This is a genomic window from Bartonella schoenbuchensis R1 (genome assembly GCF_002022685.1).
Taxonomy (GTDB): domain Bacteria; phylum Pseudomonadota; class Alphaproteobacteria; order Rhizobiales; family Rhizobiaceae; genus Bartonella; species Bartonella schoenbuchensis.
Window position 1 is genome coordinate 862,558 of sequence record NZ_CP019789.1, and the last position, 19,826, is coordinate 882,383.

The following is a 19,826-nucleotide window of genomic DNA, read 5'->3' on the forward strand; positions in this document are numbered from 1 at the left end:
TCAAGAAAGTGCCAATATTTCACGTGGACAACCTGACAACTCACCCGCAAGATGATTGTCTAAATATTGTGAACATCGTTCAATAAGTTCCTTATGACATCCACTAAAAAAGTGGTTAGCACCTTCCAGTGTTTCTTGTGTAATAGTAATGCTTTTTTGCGTCTTTAATTTATCTACAAGAGCTTGAACATCTTTTGGGGGAGCAACCTTATCGATATCTCCATGAATTATAAGGCCTGAAGAAGGGCAAGGGGCAAGAAATGAAAAATCGTAAATATTAGGTTGAGGAGCAACAGATATAAAGCTCTCAATTTCTGGTCGACGCATTAAAAGTTGCATACCAATCCACGCACCAAACGAATATCCCGCTACCCAACAATTTTTAGAATCAGGATGCTGTGTTTGCACCCAATCAAGTGCAGCAGCAGCATCTGAAAGCTCCCCCGTTCCATAATCAAATTCGCCTTGACTGCGACCAATACCACGAAAATTAAAACGTAAAGTAATAAATCCACGCTGTTGAAACATATAAAATAAATCATAAACGATTTTATTATTCATTGTTCCACCAAACTGAGGATGAGGATGCAGAATAATTGCAATTGGTGCATTTTTTTGTTGTGAAGGCTGATAACGCCCTTCAAGACGGCCTGCAGGACCGTTAAAAATGATTTCTGGCATTCACTGCTCCTTAAGTTATAAAGAGGCTCTCATTGACCTTGATTAACTTTCATATAAAATTTATTTATATGATTTTACTTTATTAATCGTTAGATATTCTGTTTTAGATGCATTTTTCAAGAAAATTGCACTATTTTTCTTAAAATCAATTGATAAAATTACTGGTTGGGATTTAAAATGGCTGTAAAACGCCGATATTTTGATCATAATGCAACAACACCGCTTACAAAAAAAGCAAAAATAGCATTATTCGAATCTTTAGAAACATTTGGTAACCCATCATCCGTTCATGCAGAAGGTCGTGCTGCTAAAGCTTTATTGCAAAAAGCACGCCGGCAAATTGCCGACAGACTTAATGCAAACCCAAATCACATTGTATTCACATCTGGCGCAAGTGAAGCAGCAATGACATTATTGACCCCTTTTTATAACATGGGGTATTCTAAAGTTCAATTTTCCCACCTTTATATTGGTGCAAGTGAGCATCCATCTATTGCACAAGGGGGGCGTTTTTCTAAAGAATTGATCAGTACAATTGCAGTTAATCACAATGGCTTAATCCAACAGGATAATCTAAAACTCTTACTGGCTTCTCATGATAATACAAAAGGCTTACCCCTTGTTGCTATTCAAGCAGCTAATGGTGAAACTGGTGTTGTTCAAAAAATGAAAGAGATAGCTGCTATTGTCCGAGATGCTGGAGGTATTCTTATTGTTGATTTGGTACAATATGTAGATAAAAATCCTATTGAAATCAATCAATTCGGTGGTGATTTTTTTATATTATCAGCCCATAAAATTGGCGGACCTAAAGGGATTGGGGCTTTTGTTTCATGCGGGAATCTTCTCATGCCGCAACCCCTTATTATTGCTGGTGGACAAGAAAAAGGACTGCGTGGTGGAACAGAAGCGTTACCGCTTATTGCTTCTTTTGGAGCCGCGATGAGCGATCCTTTTACACAAGAAGAAGTAGAAAAATTACTTTACTTACGCGATAAATTAGAAAATGGCCTTCAACAAATTAGTAATGATGTTGAAATTTTTGGTAAAAACGTTCAGCGTTTGCCCAATACCACTTATTTTGCTGTACAAAATATAAAAGCTGAAACAATGCAAATTAGTTTTGATTTGGCAGGATTTGCTGTATCGGCAGGTTCTGCTTGTTCTTCAGGAAAAGTAAAACAAAGTAAAATCTTAGAAGCAATGGGGTACCACATTCCAAACGGTGCAATCCGTGTTTCAACAGGGCGTTGCACAACTTCTGAAGATATCGATGATTTTTTATTGGTCTTTTCTCAAATAATAAGTAATAGTAAAAAATAAAATTTGTCATTAAAAAATTAAAGCTAATTTTAAAGCTTGATTGAAATTTTCCTCTTTTGCATATAATTTAAAGACTGAAGTACTCGCTTTGGTCTTGTAAAAATAAGATCTTTAATCACCGGTCCTTAACACCGGCAAGAATGGAGAAAACTGATGCCGGCAGTACAAGAGACGATACGCCAGGTACGTGAGATAGACGTTGATCAATATAAATACGGCTTTAAAACCAATATTAAAACGGATAAAGCACCAAAAGGCTTAAATGAAGATATCATCCGATTCATTTCTGCAAAAAAAAATGAACCCGAATGGATGCTAGCTTGGCGTTTACAAGCTTTTCATCGTTGGACTACAATGGAAGAACCTCAGTGGGCGCGTGTTGAATATCCTAAAATTAATTTTCAAGAATTTTATTATTATGCTGCTCCTAAAAATCATACGGGACCAAAATCTTTAGATGAAGTTGATCCTGAGTTATTAGCAACATATGAAAAACTTGGTATTCCTCTTAAAGAGCAGGAAATCTTGGCAGGAGTAAGAAAACAAGCTGATCGCTCTCCTCTTAATGATAATATTTATGGATCAGGACAAGTAGCCGTTGATGCAGTCTTTGACTCTGTTTCTATTGTGACGACATTTAAAAAAGAATTAGCACGTGCCGGTGTCATTTTTTGTTCTATTTCAGAAGCAATTATTGAACATCCTGCCTTTATTAAAGAATATCTAGGAACAGTTGTACCAGCTGGTGATAATTATTATGCTGCTTTAAATTCTGCTGTCTTCACAGATGGTTCATTTGTTTACATTCCTAAAGGGGTTCGTTGCCCTATGGAGCTTTCAACCTATTTTAGGATTAATGAACGCAATACAGGTCAATTTGAACGAACATTGATTATTGCAGATGAAGATTCTTATGTTTCCTATCTTGAAGGATGTACAGCACCTCAACGTGATGAAAATCAGCTTCACGCCGCTGTTGTTGAACTTGTTGCACTTAAAAATGCAGAAATTAAATATTCTACAGTACAAAATTGGTACCCTGGTGATAAAGAAGGGAAGGGGGTATTTATAATTTTGTAACTAAACGTGGAGATTGTCGGGGAGATAATTCCAAAATTTCATGGACACAGGTTGAAACGGGTTCCGCAATTACTTGGAAGTATCCGTCTTGTTTGTTACGTGGTGACAATTCACGTGGAGAATTTTATTCTATTGCTGTTGCAAATGGTTATCAACAAATCGATTCTGGTACTAAAATGATCCATTTGGGTCAAAATACATCAAGTCGTATTATTTCTAAAGGTATTTCTGCCGGTTTTTCAAACAATACTTACCGAGGGCAAGTCACGGCACATAAAAAAGCGCAAAATGCACGTAATTTCACTCAATGCGATAGTTTGTTAATTGGGAACAATTGCGGTGCTCATACAGTTCCTTATATTGAAGCGAAAAATGCAACGGCTCACTTTGAACATGAAGCAACAACATCAAAAATCTCTGATGATCAGCTTTTTTATGTGATGCAGAGGGGAATTCCTGAAGAAGAAGCTATCGCATTAATTGTTAATGGTTTTGTAAAAGAAGTCATTCAGAAACTTCCTATGGAATTTGCTGTTGAAGCGCAAAAGCTCATCGCTATCAGCCTTGAAGGTAGTGTAGGCTAATTCGTGTATTTGGTAAATTTGATGAAAGTTAGATTATAAAACAGCAAGACCAGGATTAAATTATGTTAGAAATAAAAAATTTGCATGCTCGTATTGTTGGAGCCAATACAGAAATTATTCGCGGTTTAAACTTAACTGTTCAAAACGGTGAAGTTGCAGCCATTATGGGGCAAAATGGAGCAGGAAAATCTACTTTATCATATGTACTTGCTGGTCATAATGATTATGAAGTGACAGAAGGCGATATTCTTTATAATGGACAATCTATTTTAGAAATGGATCCAGCAGAGCGTGCAGTGTATGGTATTTTTTTAGCATTTCAATATCCAATGGAAATACCTGGTGTTGCAACAATGGAATTTTTAAAAGTTGCAATAAACTCTCAGCGTAAAGCTCGTGGTAATGAAGAGCTTAAAATTCCTGAATTTATTAAACGTATAAAAGAAATTGCTTCTAAGCTTGAAATAGATATGGCCATGCTTAAACGCCCATTGAATGTTGGCTTTTCTGGTGGAGAAAAAAAACGAGCTGAAATTCTTCAAATGGCTCTCCTTGAACCCACTCTTTGTATTCTAGATGAAACGGATTCTGGTTTAGACATTGATGCACTAAAAATTGTTGCCAATGGCGTTAATAAACTTCGCAATTTAGAGCGCTCATTTTTGGTTATTACTCACTATCAGCGTTTGCTCGATTATATTGTTCCAGATACAGTACATGTCCTTTATCAAGGTCGTATTATTAAAAGTGGAGATAAAACACTAGCGCTTTATCTAGAACAAAATGGATATGCTGACATTATCAGTAAAACAGCCTGAGGCCATTGAATATGAGTATAAACTCACAACAAGAATTGATAGCTATTGAAAAGGATATTATTAATAAATTTATCCAACGTATGGATCATTTGCCTGGCAATAGGGTAGTGCAAACAATACGTAAGCAGGCCATTGAATTATTTCAAAAAACGGGGCTTCCTTCCCGTAAAATTGAAAACTGGCATTATACTAATCTACGTACTTTATTAAAATCTATTAGTGACTTTTCAGAAATAAATAATGAGCAACTGATCGATGCATTACTTGCAGAAAATATTGTCTTTTCTATCGAAAACGGCAAAATACGTACATCATCACAAATAGCAGGTGTCATAGTAGAAAGTCTTGCAGATGCATTGAAAGAAAATCATGCAAAAATAAATCAAGTCACGACAGATAAAGATTTTATTGCACAATTAAATACAGCTTTTGTTACAGATGGTTGGCTTTTTCAGATTCCTGAAAATACAAAATTAGATAATCCAATTGAATTGCAAAATATTCAAATGGGTGGGCAATCACATATTTTTTCAGAAATTAAAATTGGCAAAAACAGTCAAGCTACGATCATTGAACGCCAAATTGGTGGCAATAAAGATACTTTTGCCAGCTCGATATTTTCATTACATGCTGCAGAATATAGTAATGTTACGTGGATTCTTATCCGAGATAGGGGCTTCGATTCTACACAATTTAGTCGATTTCACGCAGTGCTTGATAAAAATGCTCAATTATCGCTTTACGTGGTTAATATAGGTAGCCAACTTAACCGCCAAGAAATTGATATTGAATTGCAAGGGCAAGAATCTAATTTTCAGCTACGTGCAATAAATTTATTATCTGGGCAAACACACAGCGATCTTACAATGACTGTTCGTCATATTGAAGAAAAATCAACTTCTACGGAAATTATACGTAATGTTGTTACAGATAAGGCGTATGGTGCTTTCCAAGGGATGATACATGTTGCACAAAAAGCCCAGAATACAGATGCACGCATGGCTTGTAATAGCCTCATTCTTTCTGATGATGCACAATTTAATGCAAAGCCTGAACTAGAAATTTTTGCTGATAATGTTGCATGTGGTCATGGTGCGACAGTTGCTAAAATCAATCATGAATATCTTTTTTATCTGATGGCACGTGGTATCCCTCTTAAAATTGCTCGTGAGCTTTTAGTTAAAGGATTTATTTCTGAATTAATTGATGACATCGAGCAAGATAACATTCAAGCTATTTTGGGTGGTATCATTGGTGAGTGGTTAAAAAAGAATATTTAAGGCATAAAAATGGAAAATTACGGACAAACATTGAATTATAATGTAGAAGCAATTCGATGTGATTTTCCTATTTTACAATGTGATGTTTACGGTAAACGATTGGCTTATTTGGATAGTGGAGCATCTGCTCAAAAGCCTCAATCAGTTCTTAATGCAATGAATAATCTCTATCAGTGCCATTACGCTAATGTGCATCGAGGAATGCATTTTTTATCAAATACGGCAACACAATCTTATGAAAATGCTCGTGAAACAGTTCGCGCTTTTTTAAATGCTCAATCAGCTCAAGAAATTGTTTTTACGAAAAGTGCGACAGAGGCTATTAATACTGTAGCCTACGGTTGGGGTATGCCTAAACTGAGTGAAGGTGATGAAATTGTTCTCACAATTATGGAGCATCATTCAAATATTATTCCTTGGCATCTTATCCGTGAACAGAAAGGTGTTAAACTTATTTTTGTGCCAGTTGATGAAAATGGTATTTTACACATTGAAGAGTTCCAAAAAGCTTTAAGTGATAAAACACGGCTTGTTGCAATTACCCATATGTCCAACATATTAGGGACTGTTCCTCCCATCAAAGAAATGATTAAGCTAGCACACCAAAATGCTATTCCTGTACTTATTGATGGTTCTCAAGGAGCTGTACATTTAACGGTTGATATGCAAGATCTTGATTGTGATTGGTATGTTTTTACTGGTCATAAGATCTATGGCCCTACGGGTATTGGTGTTCTTTATGGCAAAAAATGTCGGCTAGAAGAAATGCACCCTTTTCAGGGAGGAGGGGAAATGATTAACGAAGTGACAATTGATAAAGTTTCTTATAATAGTCCTCCATATCGCTTCGAAGCCGGCACTCCTCCTATAGTGGAAGCTATTGGGTTAGCAGCTGCCATTGATTATATACAAGAGAAGGATAGAAACGCGATTTACGCGCATGAAATGGCGCTTTCAGCCTATGCACATGAAGGGCTTGAAACCGTTAAATCATTACACATTTATGGCCGTTCTCCAAATAAAGGTGCTATTATATCTTTTCAAATTGAAGGTATTCACGCACATGATATCGCGATGTTTATTGATCGGCAGGGGGTTGCCATACGTGCAGGAACACATTGCGCGCAACCTTTATTGCAGCATTTTGGTTTAACATCTACTTGTCGTGCGTCATTAGCTATGTATAATAATCATGAGGATATTGATCAATTAGTTGAAGCATTGGAAAAAGCAAGGAAATTTTTTAATGGTTAAACCAATTGAAGCATGTCACTCTAGTGAATCTGTTGACATAAAAAATGAAGAAGAAAAAACTTGTATGTCAACAATTCCAAAAGCTGAAATTGAGCGTATGACAGATGATATCATCTCTGCTCTTAAAACGATTTACGATCCAGAAATACCTGCTAATATCTATGACCTAGGGCTAATTTATCGCGTTGATATTGAAGACGATCGTTCAGTAAAAATCGAAATGACACTCACCGCACCTGGTTGCCCTGTAGCAGGTGAAATGCCAGGGTGGGTAGAAAATGCTGTAAATGCAGTTGAAGGTGTTTCATATGTTGAAGTGATTATGACATTTGATCCACCATGGACACCCGATTGTATGTCAGAAGAAGCACAAGTCGCTACTGGATGGTACTAAAAATGTCACCTTCTTTAAAGTATAAAAAAAGATGGCATTTTTTCCCTTAATTTACCTTTAAAAGAAATGAATAAATGCCATCTTTATAATTTCACCCATATTTCTTTTAAAAGAAATATGACAGAAAGCTAAAATGAGAACATTGTGATTATTTTATAACACCACACGCTAAACGCGCACCACCAGCACCTACTGATGAAAAAGTGTCTTCTCCTATGTGTATCATCAACGAACGGTTTCTAATTTCAGTAAGTTTTTTAATACGTGGAGCAAGAACACTCATGGTTGCTCGACCTTGCTCGTCAACATAAAGCATGGGCAAATCACCAAGATGGCCATTCATATTGTAAGGTCCAAGATGTTTGTTGGTATTTTGCGGATCATAGTGCCCTCCTGCAGCACCACCAATTACACCATCTTTCGGATCACATGAAGGATACATATGTACGTGAAAACCATGAAAACCTCCTGGCAATGAAGACAAATCTGGTATAAAAATCAAACCATATTCATTTTCTTGAATTGTAACCTTACCAATAGACTTCTTTAGATCGCTTTCTTCCAGCCTATAAATTGTTACTTGAGTTGATTCTGCTAAAGCAAAAATGCTAGAATATAAAAGCATGAGTAATGTTAATAAGGGAAAGACTTTATTCATAGAGCACCTTTCATATCTAATTTAAATTAAACAAAAAAGTTTTCTTTTTAATAATCTAACGTAGTAATTTCCCCGCTCATATTCTACCTGTTTACAATATTTTTATAATTTTGTAAATTTTGTGACAAAAATTTTTCTGATGTAAAATCAATACGTTACTATGTATCTTTCTTAGCCTTTAATTCTAAGTACCTTCTGAACATACTACAAAATATTTTCATACACTTCTAAGCTGATCTGTATCAATAATCGAAATCTGCTAAAAGCTAATAGTCAATCTTAAGTTCCTGAGTTATAAGCAAGTTCACTATTTAAAGTTCTGTAGAATTTATTTTTGATGATTGTGTCATTTTTATTATAGCTCTTTTTGAAAAGATTATGTAATGGGGATAATGTATCATTATGTGGTTCTCAACATTATCTTCGGAGTAACTCATGAACACAAAATGTTTAATCAGCACATCCATTATCACTCTATTTACAGCTTCTGTAGCACAAGCAGCAGATATTATGGTACCTCGAGAGTCGAGGCCCGTTGTCTCACCTCCTCAAGCATCAAAGCAAATTTCACCACCTGTTGAAATGAGTCCTAATTCTGATATTCCACCAGTTATTTCTGCACCTACTTTTTCTTGGAATGGTTTTTATCTTGGAGGGCAGATTGGTGGCTTTTCAGGTAAAACAGGGATCAGTTTATATGCTAAAAAAGGTCCCAGTACGAGAGAATGGACACCGGTTGAGAAAGATACAGTGCCTCAACTTTCCGGTTTCATGGGAGGTCTTTATGCAGGAGCCAATGTTGATTTAGGGAATAGTTTCATTCTAGGCGTTGATACAGATATCGTTTGGTCCAATAAACAGGATACAAAAATTGTTGCTAAAAGAAAATTTGAAGAATTAGAGTTAGAAGAAATAGAAGAGGTAGAGGAAATAGAAGAAGGACCAGACACAGAAAGTGAAAGGCGTCAATTATATGAATATGCATCTGCGTCGAGGTTGGAAAGCATGAATCATTCACCATCTCAAGGATATCACGCATCTAGTGCAAGCAGTGCAGAGCATGGATACTCATCTTCAGGACGGGTGGAGAGGAGTACTATTAGGAGAACAAAACGGGCAAATAATGAGAGTTCATCATTTAGCCAATCATTTCAATTAACGCAGGTTCAACAACGTTCTACATCTGAAGCTGGATCTCAAAGCTCTGGAGCAACACAGGCAGATAGTTCTTCAGCAGCGCAGGAACAGGTTTCACAACAACAAGTGGCACAACAGCGAGGATCAGAAGCCAGACCTTCAGTTTCAGGATATCCACATAGTAATAGATCAGCTTTGTCTGCAAGGCGCTATATAAGGGAAACGGAGGAAGTAGACGAAATAGCGGAAGTGACTAAAGTTTATAGTAACACTTTAAAACAAAAGTGGTCTGGCGCTACGCGAGTACGTATAGGTTTTGCAGTTGATCGTATTGTGCCTTATATCGCTGGCGGTGTTGCTTATGCACAGCTTCAAAATATCTTTTCACGATCAATTGAGACGGAAGGTCACGAAATAAGTTCTTCTAGCTTATCAGATAAAAAAATAATGGTAGGTTATACTCTTGGTGGTGGTGTTGATTTTGCGATGGCTGACAATGTCATTTTACGTGCAGAATATCGCTACTCAGATTTTGGTAAACAGAAATTTGCTAAGGATAAATTAGAACTTGATTACCAAACCAATGATTTCCGGGTTGGTGTTGCTTATAAATTCTAATTTATTTAGGACTTTAAATCATTTTAAAAGCTCTATCTACGGTAGAGCTTTTATTTTTACCCGTTGTTTATGGTTTCCTGGATTAGGGGAGGGGAATAGTTATAGTTATACAACGAAAGAAAGCTAAAAAATCCTATCTTCCTAACCTTAGTTATCTTACTCACATAACCTTTAAAAAATAAATACATTATAGGTTGTGCAAACCTTAGTGGCGGAGGGGGTGGGATTCGAACCCACGGTACAGTCTCCTGCACGCCGGTTTTCAAGACCGGTGCCTTAAACCGCTCGACCACCCCTCCAAAAAACACATTTTTTATAAGCTACTTTTTACAAGCTTCTTCGAAAAGGTCAATCACTTAAATACGATTTTAAGTATTTTAATTAATGCTTTAAGCTTAATTAATCTTAACTTCTAAGCCATATACTTTTCTATAAGGCATTTCAATTAAAACTAACAATTCCACTGCTTTTATTTAATGGTTTGATATTATAATGAAAAATTAAAATTGCCAATTATTCATAAAACTAAAAACTATACCGATAACAGCACCTATTATTAACCCTATCATTGCACCAATTAGGATGCCAACAGAAAGCGCTACACCTATACCCATTACAATGATTGGACCAAACCCTGGTAGGGCAATATAACCGTAAACTGCAAGAATTGTTGCAATTGCCCCTGAAATACTACCATTTAAACTTCCAATGAGTGCAGATTTTTTAATAAAATGATAAATCTGCTTTAAAGAAATTCTCCCATGGTTATTTGGGTTAATTTCGTCATAAACTTTAAAATCAATCATATTTTTTTCTTTCACTTTGGACGCTAACCACCCCAGAATAATCGATCGATATGAGAAAATTACAATTTTTAAATTCTACTAAAGCGCGCCAAATACCTTTGTCATCTAAATATAATTGTTTAATATTTTGAAAGCCATTTTTTATGAGGCGGTTTCTAATTTGCGAAGCAGTAAATGAATTTTGGCCTGCTTTAGTGACTTTTTGAATAAAAACATACTCTGACGTTTTATAATAAGGGTCATAGAAAATCTTACATGGTGAAGCTATAACTACAGATGAAATACAAATCATTATTGCAAAAAAAGTAATTAATCTAAAATTTTTACCTAATCTCATCCTGTCACCATTTATTTAAACGATGCTTTTCTATTCTGCGCACATAATTAACCCTTGTATTACTGACAAGTTCCAATCCATGTTGAATTTGATATTTATGCTTAATAAAGGAATATAGGATTTTTAAAGTTTAAATTATTTTACTACCCAAACTACTTTTCTTTTTTTATTATCTTGGTTGCAAAATTATACGAGCGCTAATTTTAGATAATTTGTATTTTTGTCTATTTTTTCAAATGATAATTTATAGCAATTTATATTAGCAAGTGATCGCTAAAAGAAAAGATAGTGTATAAAACAAGTTACCATGCACTATTTTTAACATGGTTTATAACGTAGTAAGATTTCTTTTAGTTGTGGCTCATTAACACGTTTTACCGCTTCTGATACTGTAACCCACTCATACATACGCTGACTTTGTTCTGGCCATTTTTTTCTTGATAAGAATAAAGTACAGCAAAAACATAGACACAGAACTTACTGTTTTTTTCTACTGGTAAATTTAATTTTTCATATTCATATGTGCCTATAGGAAATGTTTCAACAACACCTCGCACTCCAGCTTCTTCAAAAGCTTCTTGCAATACAGCCTGTGAAAAAGACTTCTTTGGAATTGGCCATCCTTTTGGTATAATCCACCGACCAGATCCTCGGCTGGTAATAAGGAGAAATTCAAGATTTTCATTCTTTATGCGATAAACTAATGCACCAATTTGTAAAAAACGTGCATCATCTACTAAAATATATTTACTATGAGCTATATCAGCACCGTTCATTTCTTCTTATTATACCATGTAGTTATTTGAGAATTAATTGTAAAAATTTATATTATTGCTTTTAATCCATCACCAGGATGCATTCCTTCTCGCATCAATAAATTACGTAACGGTGAGAAATTACGTAATAATTCGAGCCCAACACTTCGTACAATATGAACAGGAAACATATTGGAAAGTAAAGTATGATTAAGTGTATGAACAAATCCGCTGCGAATAAATACATCAGGTTTACGGCGCCGGTTATATTGTGCAATAATTGTTTTAAAATTAGAATTGGATATCTGGTTAGGTAAAATATCAACCAAAGTTTGAACATCACGAAACCCTAAATTAAATCCCTGTGCTCCAATAGGGGGAAACACATGAGCTGCTTCACCCACTAAAATTGTTCTGTTTGCAGCAAAACAATGAGGGATAAGACCCCAAAGAGGGCACGTTTGAATTGCCGTTTTTACTGTTACTTCACCAAGCATTGATTGCATCTGACCTTCAATCACTTTTGCTATTGCCTTTGGTTGCATATCCAATAACTCTTTGGCGCGTGAGGGATTAGTAACCCACACAAGACTAGATGTATTTCCTGGTAACGGAACCTGTGTAAAAGGACCATCCTCTGTGTGAAATTCAGTTGATATATTTTGATGAGGTAACTTATGTGCAAAATTTAAAATAAGTGCTGTCTGCGGATAATTCCATTGTTTAACTCCAATTCCAGCTGCAGCTCGTGTTGGAGAATGACAACCGTCAGCTGCAACAACAAACGATGCTTGAATAACTCTGCCATCCGAAAGAGTAATATTTACATGATCTTGTTCATGATGAAAGGATTTTGCTAAAGAAAAAAATCTTATAATGCCTGATGTACGCTCAATGGCATCCATTAAAGCATTGTTCAGTTTTAAATTGGGAATATTATAACCAAAAGCCTTTTTACCAATTTCAGAAGAACAAAAATTTACAGTAGGAGCACGTACAACCCTAGACGTTGCATCAACGATTCTCATTAAAGATAAAGCTGCAGCATGAGATTTGACAGTTTCCCAAATATTTAATCTTTGAAGAGCATGAATCGCCGGCATCATAAGAGCAGTTGTTCGTAATTCATCTACACGAGTAGGGGGCCAATGAGAAAAACAGTGTAACTTTTATGCGCAAGACTAAGTGCTGCTAACATACCAACAGGACCTGCACCAACAACAGCTACATCTCTATGTTCATTTTTTCAAATATCACAACAACTTAAATCTTTCTAATTTACTAATTACTTTAATGATTTTAAATAAAGAAATTCTTTTCTTATTACATAATGTAATAAATTTTGCGATATAAAAAAGTGGTAATCTTGTACTCTTTTTACAGATTAGTCATACAATATAAAGAGAAAAATGATACAAAGATAAAACGAACAAAGCTTAAAAAGTGAGGATAGAAAAACATTGAGACGTAAATTAACAAGAAAAATCAAAACTAACACTGATCGATTGCGTTCCAAAACAGTAACAATGCCACAAGCAAGGGCTTTTTCTGTTCATTTGCTAACAGCTTCAGGTTCGTTTTTAGCATTCCTTTCTTTAATAGCTGCATCTAAAAAAGAATGGATCGCTATGTTTTATTGGCTTGGACTTGCACTTCTCGTTGATGGTATTGATGGGCCAATAGCACGTAAACTTAATGTAAAATCTATACTTCCAACATGGTCTGGTGAACTGCTAGATAACATTATTGACTATGTGACTTATGTTTTAATTCCAGCCTTTGCGCTTTATCAAAGCGGCTTTATGGGGGCAGGGTTATCATTCTTATTAAGCGCTATTATCGTCATTTCATCAGCTATTTATTATGCAGATACTGGAATGAAAACTAAAGAAAATTTCTTTAAAGGATTTCCTGTTGTTTGGAACATGATGATTTTCACACTTTTTGTAGTGCGACCTGAAGAATGGGTTGCCTTCGTTATTATTTTCTTATCAGCAATTTTATCTTTTTTACCAATTTATTTTATCCACCCAATAAGAGTTATTCGCTTACGTATGCTTAATCTTTCAGTTTTTCTTGCGTGGTGTTCATTTGGTATTGCTGCATTTTTTTATCAACTTAACGCTCCACATTGGATTAAAATAGGAATCTCGATCACCGGTATTTATATTTATTGTATTGGTGCCATCATGCAATTATTTCCTACATTAGGTGCACAAAAGAGTGATCCAAAATAATAAATTGTGATTAAAATTTTATTTAATGAATAAGAAAAAGTTTGAGAAAGGGATGCAACCAGAATATCTTAAAATCGCATAATATATATTATGGAACTTTTTAGATTAACAGCAACAACAAGAAATTAATAAAAGTCAAAGTCTTCACATGCTTGCTCACGTTATTCATTGACCTCAACACGTGTAATCATCTTGACGGCTTCATCATTTTCCCCGGTAACCTGGCAAAGGTAAGATCTTTCCCAACAGAGCTAAATAAGCAGCACTCTACACAAAAACAGCTGATAGAAAGTGGCTTGCCCATAGAAGCAATTAAAAAAGGTGCGGGATAGTGAAACTAAAAAAAACTTAATAAAATCAATGAAATTAAAAATCCCTAACTTCTATATAACCTATTGATTTTATTGATATTTGGTGATCCCGACAGGATTCGAACCTGTGACCCACGGCTTAGAAGGCCGTTGCTCTATCCAGCTGAGCTACGGGACCAATTGATGATTACCTTTTAAAAACATTTTTTTGTTAGTGCGTCCAAGATTGTTGCCGATCACTACGAAAATTATCAGAATAAGAGACAGCACGCCGAAAAGAAGGCTTACATGAATTTTCTACACGATAAGGAATAGAATTTTTGAGAGCAAAAGCAATGGCTTCTTCTTTTATTTTAAACCGGATTTTTATCTGACTATTCATATCTGATGTTGCTGTATATCCCATAAGAGGTTCAAGCATTTTTGCTTGCTCCGGCTCATACTGCAGAACCCAAAAACCACTATTAGCCTTGCCCGACTGCATTGATGTTTTCGCCGGACTATAAATACGTGCAACCATATTCTTTCCCTTTAGACGACACAACGCTTAAATAACAACACTGTATGCTATTCAATAAATCCATTTTTACATCAAAATAAAACATATGGTCGGAGCGATAGGATTCGAACCTACGACCCCCTGATCCCAAATCAGGTGCGCTACCAGACTGCGCTACGCTCCGCGTTTTATATTTGATGTCCCTTCCCTAAAATTTTCACAACAGAAGTGCAAGTGTAAAACACATTTTTTTAAAATTTTGTTCTCTTTTTTTATGGATAATAGCTTTTTTCAAACATTTCTTATCGCCAATGACATATTATAAGCAGAAAAAATGATATTTTTAAAAAAAAGCTTAAACTGCACACGTTAAAAAATTCCATACGTAATTTTCTTTAACGAATCTTATTATTTTATCTATAAAATGACGATTGATATAATTTAAAACACAAATAATTTGAGCACAATAAAAACTACCCCCCTACTTTCCATTTATAAACAATCCCACTCAATAAAGTTTACAGCTTACTGATAACAGACCAATATACAATTAAATAAATGTTTTGCAGTATTCAAACTACAAAAATTTCCTTACAAAAGGAAAACAAATCGCCTCCTCATCCCCTTTTTATATGAAATAGTTAGATTCTTGACTTTTCAAAATTAACCAATGACGCATGATGCATTACTGCCTATACAAACATTATCAGTTAAATAAAAGCAGAAAATTTAGCGATTTCCCTCCTGTTTACGTACTTCAAGACCAATAAAAACCATATATTTTTATTAAACAACTAAAGACAACACTTAAAATATATTTATTGCATTTGCGTATTAATGACTTCACAAATGACAGCACGTGTTATTTTTCTTTTTCTTTGCAATGCTAATTTATCAACAGAATCAATAACACATCTTAATGCAAATAAAGAACGTTCACAACGACTTACAAGATAGTGGATAATATCTGAATGAACAGTAATTTGGCGATCTGAAAAAAGTTTAAATGCAATAGCCGTTAATAGTGCATCATCAGGTTGATCAATCTCAACTAACATAACTGAATTAAGACGACTTTTTAGATCATTTAGCTTTAAATCCCATGTAGATGGTAGTGTGCGAGCAGTCATCAATAAAGTAGCTTGACCTTGACGCACATTGAGATTTGCCTGTTTAATACTATTAATCAAATGAAAAAGCCCAGTTTCATTGATTTTCCCCGTATCAATATCCTCAATTAAAAGTGATCTACCTGAAGAAGCTGCAGTAATTACTTGGTCAATTTCATCACGATGAACAATTAAAGCATTAGCTTTTTGTACCCACACGCTAGAAAAATGCGTTTTTCCAGATCCTTCTTTTCCAACCAAAACGGCAATAGGTAATACCCAATTTGGCCAATGATCAACCAACTGAAAAGCCATACGATTACTATCTGTAACCACCAAATCATCTCGCCGAAAAACCGACTCATAGGAAAAGTCTAAAGGTAATTGTGTTTCATGTTCATTCATTCTACTGACCCCGAATTCCCACTTTGTGAATACATTTGAGAATTAAGATAAGTATGAAGAGCAAAACGAACCAAAACACCAATGGCAGCAGAAGCAGGAACAGCAACCAACATGCCCGTAAAACCAAATAACGAACCAAAAGCAAAAAGCGCAAACATCAACCATACCGGATGAAGTCCCACTGATGAGCCAACAAGCTTTGGTTGAAGAATATAGCCTTCAATAAATTGACCAATAAAAAAAACAACCATAACAATAACAATCCGGCTCCAATTATCGGGATAAAACTGGACCCATGCAACACCACCAGATAAAATAAACCCACTCATTGTACCAATATAAGGGATAAAACTGATGAGGCCAACAAACATACCAATTAAAAGACCAAAATTAAGCCCCGTAATAGTTAGGCCAATAGCATAATACCCCCCAATATTAAACAAACCGTTCCTTGCCCACGAACAAAGCCTGCAATGGCTCTATCCATTTCGTAAAAAATACTGCGGACAGTTTCAAGATGATCTCGCGGTATCCAAGAATCAACGGCTTCAACCATACGCTGCCAATCTAGTAACATATAAAATGCCACAACAGGTGCTACCACAAGCAGACTGAAAATATTAACAATGGATTTGCCTGATCTTAAAAGTGAATTTAAAAGAGACGTAATAAAATCAGAGCTTTGCCCCAAAAGAACTTTAATATCGGTTTGTAATTCATTTGGATCACTACCAAAATAACGCCCTACCCAATCAAAATTAGATTCTGTCAAAAAATTTTGAATGCGACTAACATAAATTGGTAAACCACTACTCACAAATTGTTGTATTTGCCAACTGACAATAGGAATTAAAATTGTTAAAGCAGCAACAAAAATAACAACAATAAATAAGGTAATTAAAATTGTACCAAAAACACGACGAATACCAACTTTTTCAAGCAATTGTACAATCGGATTAAGAAAATAAGCCAACACAATCCCTGCTACAAAAGGAAGTAAAACTGATCCAAAAACAAACATAAAGATTACAAAAAAAATCAATGTCCCAAGCCAGAAAAAAACTTGTTTTTTCATACTGTTTGGTAAAGGCACTTGGGCATAAGCTGGAACATAAGAAGTATAACGGCCTTGAAGGCTGCTTTCTTTGATTTTCTCTTTCATTGACTGTAAATTAGGGTTATTATGACTATCTGATATTTTATTCATCGATATCCTCAAAAAATCCTTTATAAAAGATTATGCAACTTCTTTCATTTAGGTTCAAGGTAAACAATCATTTATTTCTGGATGTTAAATATTAAATTTCTTGCAGAGATAGTGCTATCATGGCATTGCGTAAACAACATTAAAATTGATTTTTCATAAAGAAGGCTCCAATGAGCAACAAAAACCCAACAAATAATAAACCCAATAACCTTACTTATGCAGCTGCTGGTGTTGATATTGATATGGGTAACACCATGATAGAAAACATCAAACCCTATATACGCTCAACAAAACGAGTAGGTGCAGATGCAGAAATCGGCGGTTTTGGTGGCTTATTTGACTTAAAAGCAGCAGGCTTTACAGACCCCATTCTTGTGGCAGCGAATGATGGCGTGGGTACAAAATTAAAAATTGCTATTGAAATAGGTATTCATAATACTGTTGGTATTGATCTTGTAGCCATGTGCGTTAATGATTTAATTGTCCAAGGTGCTGAACCTCTTTTTTTCTTAGATTATTTTGCAACTGGAAAGCTTGATGCTACACAAGGTGCTGAAATCGTTTCAGGCATTGCAATAGGATGTCAGCAAGCAAACGCTGCTCTTATTGGAGGAGAAACTGCAGAAATGCCTGGAATGTACGCAAACGGAGATTACGACTTAGCAGGTTTTGCTGTAGGAGCTGTTGAACGCAATTCATTGTTGCCTTCAAAAGATCTTACAGAAGGTGATGTTATTTTAGGCCTTAGTTCATCTGGTGTTCATTCTAATGGTTTTTCTCTCGTCAGGCAGATCGTTAAACAAAGTGGTTTAAAATGGAATGACCCTGCCCCCTTTAACCCTAAAATAAACCTTGGGGAAGCACTTCTCACGCCAACTCGCATTTACGTCAAATCACTATTGCCAATTATACAAAATTATAAAGGGATTAAAGCTCTTGCCCATATAACAGGTGGTGGCTTTCCAGAAAACATTCCACGCATCCTCCCCCTTCTCTTTGTGCTGAAATTAATCTTTCTGCTATTAATGTGCCGCCAGTATTTTCATGGATTGCCAAAAAAGGTGAAATACAAGAAACAGAAATGCTACGAACATTCAATTGTGGTATTGGTATGGTTATTATTGTAGCACAAAACTCAGTTGAAGCTATTACACAAGAACTCAAATCACGAGGAGAAACAGTTACTTCACTTGGTATTTTAACAAAATACCAAAATAAAAGAATTGCTTATAAAGGTGCTCTTCACTTATGAAAAAAAAGTAATTATTTTTATTTCCGGCAATGGTTCTAATATGGTTTCCCTTGCTAAAGCAAGCAAACAAGCTAATTATCCTGCTGAAATCATTGCAGTTATTTGCGACAAACCCCATGCTGCTGGTATTGAAAAGGCACGTGCCAATGGCTTGCCTACTCATATTGTAGATCGTAAAAATTATTCAACTAAAGAAGCCCATGAAGAATCTATTCTTACTATTTTAGCTCAATATCAACCAGATATTATTTGCTTAGCTGGCTATATGCGGCTTATTTCACCGCATTTTATAAAACCCTATGAAGGACGGATCCTTAACATTCACCCTTCCCTTTTACCTTCATTTAAAGGTTTAAATACCCATGAAAGAGTTTTGCAAGCAGGTGTTAAAATTACTGGTTGTACAGTTCACCTTGTTACAGAAGCAATGGATGAAGGAAGGATTCTTGCTCAAGCTGCCGTTCCAGTGTGCCCTAATGACACTCCTGAAATGTTAGCGCAAAGAGTTCTTCAAGTTGAGCATAAACTCTACCCGCAAGCTTTAAAAGAATTTATTAAAGGTAATGATAACGATAAAATAATAGATTATCAACAGCAGCTTTTATCATTTTAAAACAATCTCTTATGTTAAATATCTCTTTTAAATTCACTTATCCATTTTCTAGATTAATGAGTACAAATTTTGATATAAAAACTTATTATCTTCATTAATATATTTTTGCTAATATTTTTACTGTGCTAACGTTTCTTTAACAGCTAAAGCTAGCTGTTTGAGTGTAAACGGCTTAGATAAAAATCCGAAAACAGCATCTTTTGAAAGATTTTTAGTAAAAGCATCTTTTGTATACCCTGAAACAAAAATAAATTTGATCTCAGGATATTTTTTACGCACTTCCTTGAGCAAAGTCGGTCCATCCATTTCTGGCATAACTACATCGGAAACAATAATATCAACAGCACCTTTATTTTCTTCAAGTACAGCAAGCGCTTCCACCCCACTTGCAGCTTCTAAAACAGTATATCCCCTCATTTGAAGAGCTTTTACTTCTCCCATTCTAACAGCATCTTCATCTTCAACCAA

Annotated in this window: 15 protein-coding genes, 3 tRNA genes and 5 pseudogenes; 10 read left to right on the forward strand and 13 right to left on the reverse strand. The window is 35.3% G+C overall.

What is annotated here, in order from left to right:
• Positions 1 to 681: an alpha/beta hydrolase gene (locus BscR1v2_RS03685; RefSeq protein ID WP_010703790.1), complete on the reverse strand. Its 681-nt coding sequence runs from the start codon at positions 679 to 681 to the stop codon at positions 1 to 3.
• 177 nt (positions 682 to 858) lie between these two features.
• Between BscR1v2_RS03685 and BscR1v2_RS03690 the strand changes: the two genes are divergently transcribed.
• The 6 genes and pseudogenes from BscR1v2_RS03690 to BscR1v2_RS03715 all read left to right on the forward strand — a co-directional run bounded on the left by BscR1v2_RS03690 (position 859) and on the right by BscR1v2_RS03715 (position 7,414).
• Entirely contained in the window at positions 859 to 2,004 is a 1,146-nt protein-coding gene (locus tag BscR1v2_RS03690) for a cysteine desulfurase family protein (protein WP_078689778.1), read from the forward strand.
• 153 nt (positions 2,005 to 2,157) lie between these two features.
• A pseudogene (gene sufB / locus BscR1v2_RS03695) lies at positions 2,158 to 3,668 on the forward strand (Fe-S cluster assembly protein SufB).
• Between the two features lie 62 nt (positions 3,669 to 3,730).
• Entirely contained in the window at positions 3,731 to 4,486 is a 756-nt protein-coding gene (gene sufC, locus BscR1v2_RS03700; RefSeq protein ID WP_010703793.1) for a Fe-S cluster assembly ATPase SufC, read from the forward strand.
• An 11-nt stretch (positions 4,487 to 4,497) separates the two neighbouring features.
• Positions 4,498 to 5,766 carry a Fe-S cluster assembly protein SufD gene (gene sufD / locus BscR1v2_RS03705; RefSeq protein ID WP_078689779.1) on the forward strand — a complete coding sequence of 423 codons (1,269 nt, stop codon included), beginning with the start codon at positions 4,498 to 4,500 and terminating at the stop codon, positions 5,764 to 5,766.
• Positions 5,767 to 5,775: 9 nt separating this feature from the next.
• Positions 5,776 to 7,020 carry a cysteine desulfurase gene (locus BscR1v2_RS03710; RefSeq protein ID WP_078689780.1) on the forward strand — a complete coding sequence of 415 codons (1,245 nt, stop codon included), beginning with the start codon at positions 5,776 to 5,778 and terminating at the stop codon, positions 7,018 to 7,020.
• The gene (locus BscR1v2_RS03715) at positions 7,013 to 7,414 is read left to right on the forward strand and encodes an SUF system Fe-S cluster assembly protein (protein ID WP_078689781.1); all 402 of its coding nucleotides are present in this window, start codon (positions 7,013 to 7,015) and stop codon (positions 7,412 to 7,414) included. Before BscR1v2_RS03710 ends, BscR1v2_RS03715 begins: the two co-directional genes overlap by 8 nt.
• A gap of 148 nt (positions 7,415 to 7,562) precedes the next feature.
• Here BscR1v2_RS03715 and BscR1v2_RS03720 read toward each other — a convergent pair whose 3' ends face one another.
• Complete coding sequence (locus BscR1v2_RS03720; RefSeq protein ID WP_078689782.1) at positions 7,563 to 8,072, reverse strand: superoxide dismutase family protein; 510 nt, start codon at positions 8,070 to 8,072, stop codon at positions 7,563 to 7,565.
• A 435-nt stretch (positions 8,073 to 8,507) separates the two neighbouring features.
• On the opposite strand from BscR1v2_RS03720, the gene BscR1v2_RS03725 reads away from it, so the two are divergent.
• Complete coding sequence (locus BscR1v2_RS03725) at positions 8,508 to 9,827, forward strand: outer membrane protein (protein WP_078689783.1); 1,320 nt, start codon at positions 8,508 to 8,510, stop codon at positions 9,825 to 9,827.
• 209 nt (positions 9,828 to 10,036) lie between these two features.
• Here BscR1v2_RS03725 and BscR1v2_RS03730 read toward each other — a convergent pair.
• From BscR1v2_RS03730 to BscR1v2_RS03750, 5 genes and pseudogenes are all read right to left on the reverse strand, one after another.
• Positions 10,037 to 10,126, reverse strand: a tRNA-Ser gene (locus BscR1v2_RS03730).
• Positions 10,127 to 10,327: 201 nt separating this feature from the next.
• Positions 10,328 to 10,648, reverse strand: coding sequence for a hypothetical protein (locus BscR1v2_RS03735; RefSeq protein WP_078689784.1), 321 nt, complete (start codon positions 10,646 to 10,648; stop codon positions 10,328 to 10,330).
• Entirely contained in the window at positions 10,626 to 10,970 is a 345-nt protein-coding gene (locus tag BscR1v2_RS03740) for a hypothetical protein (RefSeq protein WP_078689785.1), read from the reverse strand. Before BscR1v2_RS03740 ends, BscR1v2_RS03735 begins: the two co-directional genes overlap by 23 nt.
• Before the next feature lie 318 nt (positions 10,971 to 11,288).
• Positions 11,289 to 11,746: pseudogene (locus tag BscR1v2_RS03745) on the reverse strand (NUDIX hydrolase).
• Positions 11,747 to 11,793: 47 nt separating this feature from the next.
• Positions 11,794 to 12,923 (reverse strand): annotated as a pseudogene (locus BscR1v2_RS03750) (UbiH/UbiF family hydroxylase).
• A 262-nt stretch (positions 12,924 to 13,185) separates the two neighbouring features.
• Here BscR1v2_RS03750 and pcsA point away from each other — a divergent pair.
• Entirely contained in the window at positions 13,186 to 13,962 is a 777-nt protein-coding gene (gene pcsA / locus BscR1v2_RS03755; RefSeq protein ID WP_078689786.1) for a phosphatidylcholine synthase, read from the forward strand.
• Between the two features lie 412 nt (positions 13,963 to 14,374).
• Here pcsA and BscR1v2_RS03760 read toward each other — a convergent pair.
• The 5 genes and pseudogenes from BscR1v2_RS03760 to BscR1v2_RS03780 form a co-directional block, all read right to left on the reverse strand.
• Positions 14,375 to 14,451: transfer RNA gene (locus BscR1v2_RS03760), tRNA-Arg, on the reverse strand.
• Positions 14,452 to 14,484: 33 nt separating this feature from the next.
• On the reverse strand, positions 14,485 to 14,793 hold the full coding sequence (locus tag BscR1v2_RS03765; RefSeq protein ID WP_078689787.1) for an ETC complex I subunit: 309 nt from the start codon (positions 14,791 to 14,793) through the stop codon (positions 14,485 to 14,487).
• 86 nt (positions 14,794 to 14,879) lie between these two features.
• Positions 14,880 to 14,956: transfer RNA gene (locus BscR1v2_RS03770), tRNA-Pro, on the reverse strand.
• 634 nt (positions 14,957 to 15,590) lie between these two features.
• Entirely contained in the window at positions 15,591 to 16,286 is a 696-nt protein-coding gene (gene hdaA / locus BscR1v2_RS03775; RefSeq protein ID WP_078689788.1) for a DnaA regulatory inactivator HdaA, read from the reverse strand.
• Positions 16,283 to 17,493, reverse strand: a pseudogene (locus tag BscR1v2_RS03780) (AI-2E family transporter). Before BscR1v2_RS03780 ends, hdaA begins: the two are co-directional and overlap by 4 nt.
• Positions 17,494 to 17,663: 170 nt before the next feature.
• Between BscR1v2_RS03780 and purM the strand changes: the two are divergent.
• Positions 17,664 to 18,745, forward strand: a pseudogene (gene purM, locus BscR1v2_RS03785) (phosphoribosylformylglycinamidine cyclo-ligase).
• Positions 18,729 to 19,358 (forward strand): phosphoribosylglycinamide formyltransferase, encoded by a 630-nt coding sequence (purN, locus tag BscR1v2_RS03790; protein ID WP_257787973.1) that lies wholly within the window; start codon positions 18,729 to 18,731, stop codon positions 19,356 to 19,358. Before purM ends, purN begins: the two are co-directional and overlap by 17 nt.
• A gap of 117 nt (positions 19,359 to 19,475) precedes the next feature.
• Here purN and BscR1v2_RS08550 read toward each other — a convergent pair whose 3' ends face one another.
• Entirely contained in the window at positions 19,476 to 19,799 is a 324-nt protein-coding gene (locus tag BscR1v2_RS08550) for a response regulator (RefSeq protein WP_418214940.1), read from the reverse strand.
• Positions 19,800 to 19,826 lie beyond the last annotated feature (27 nt).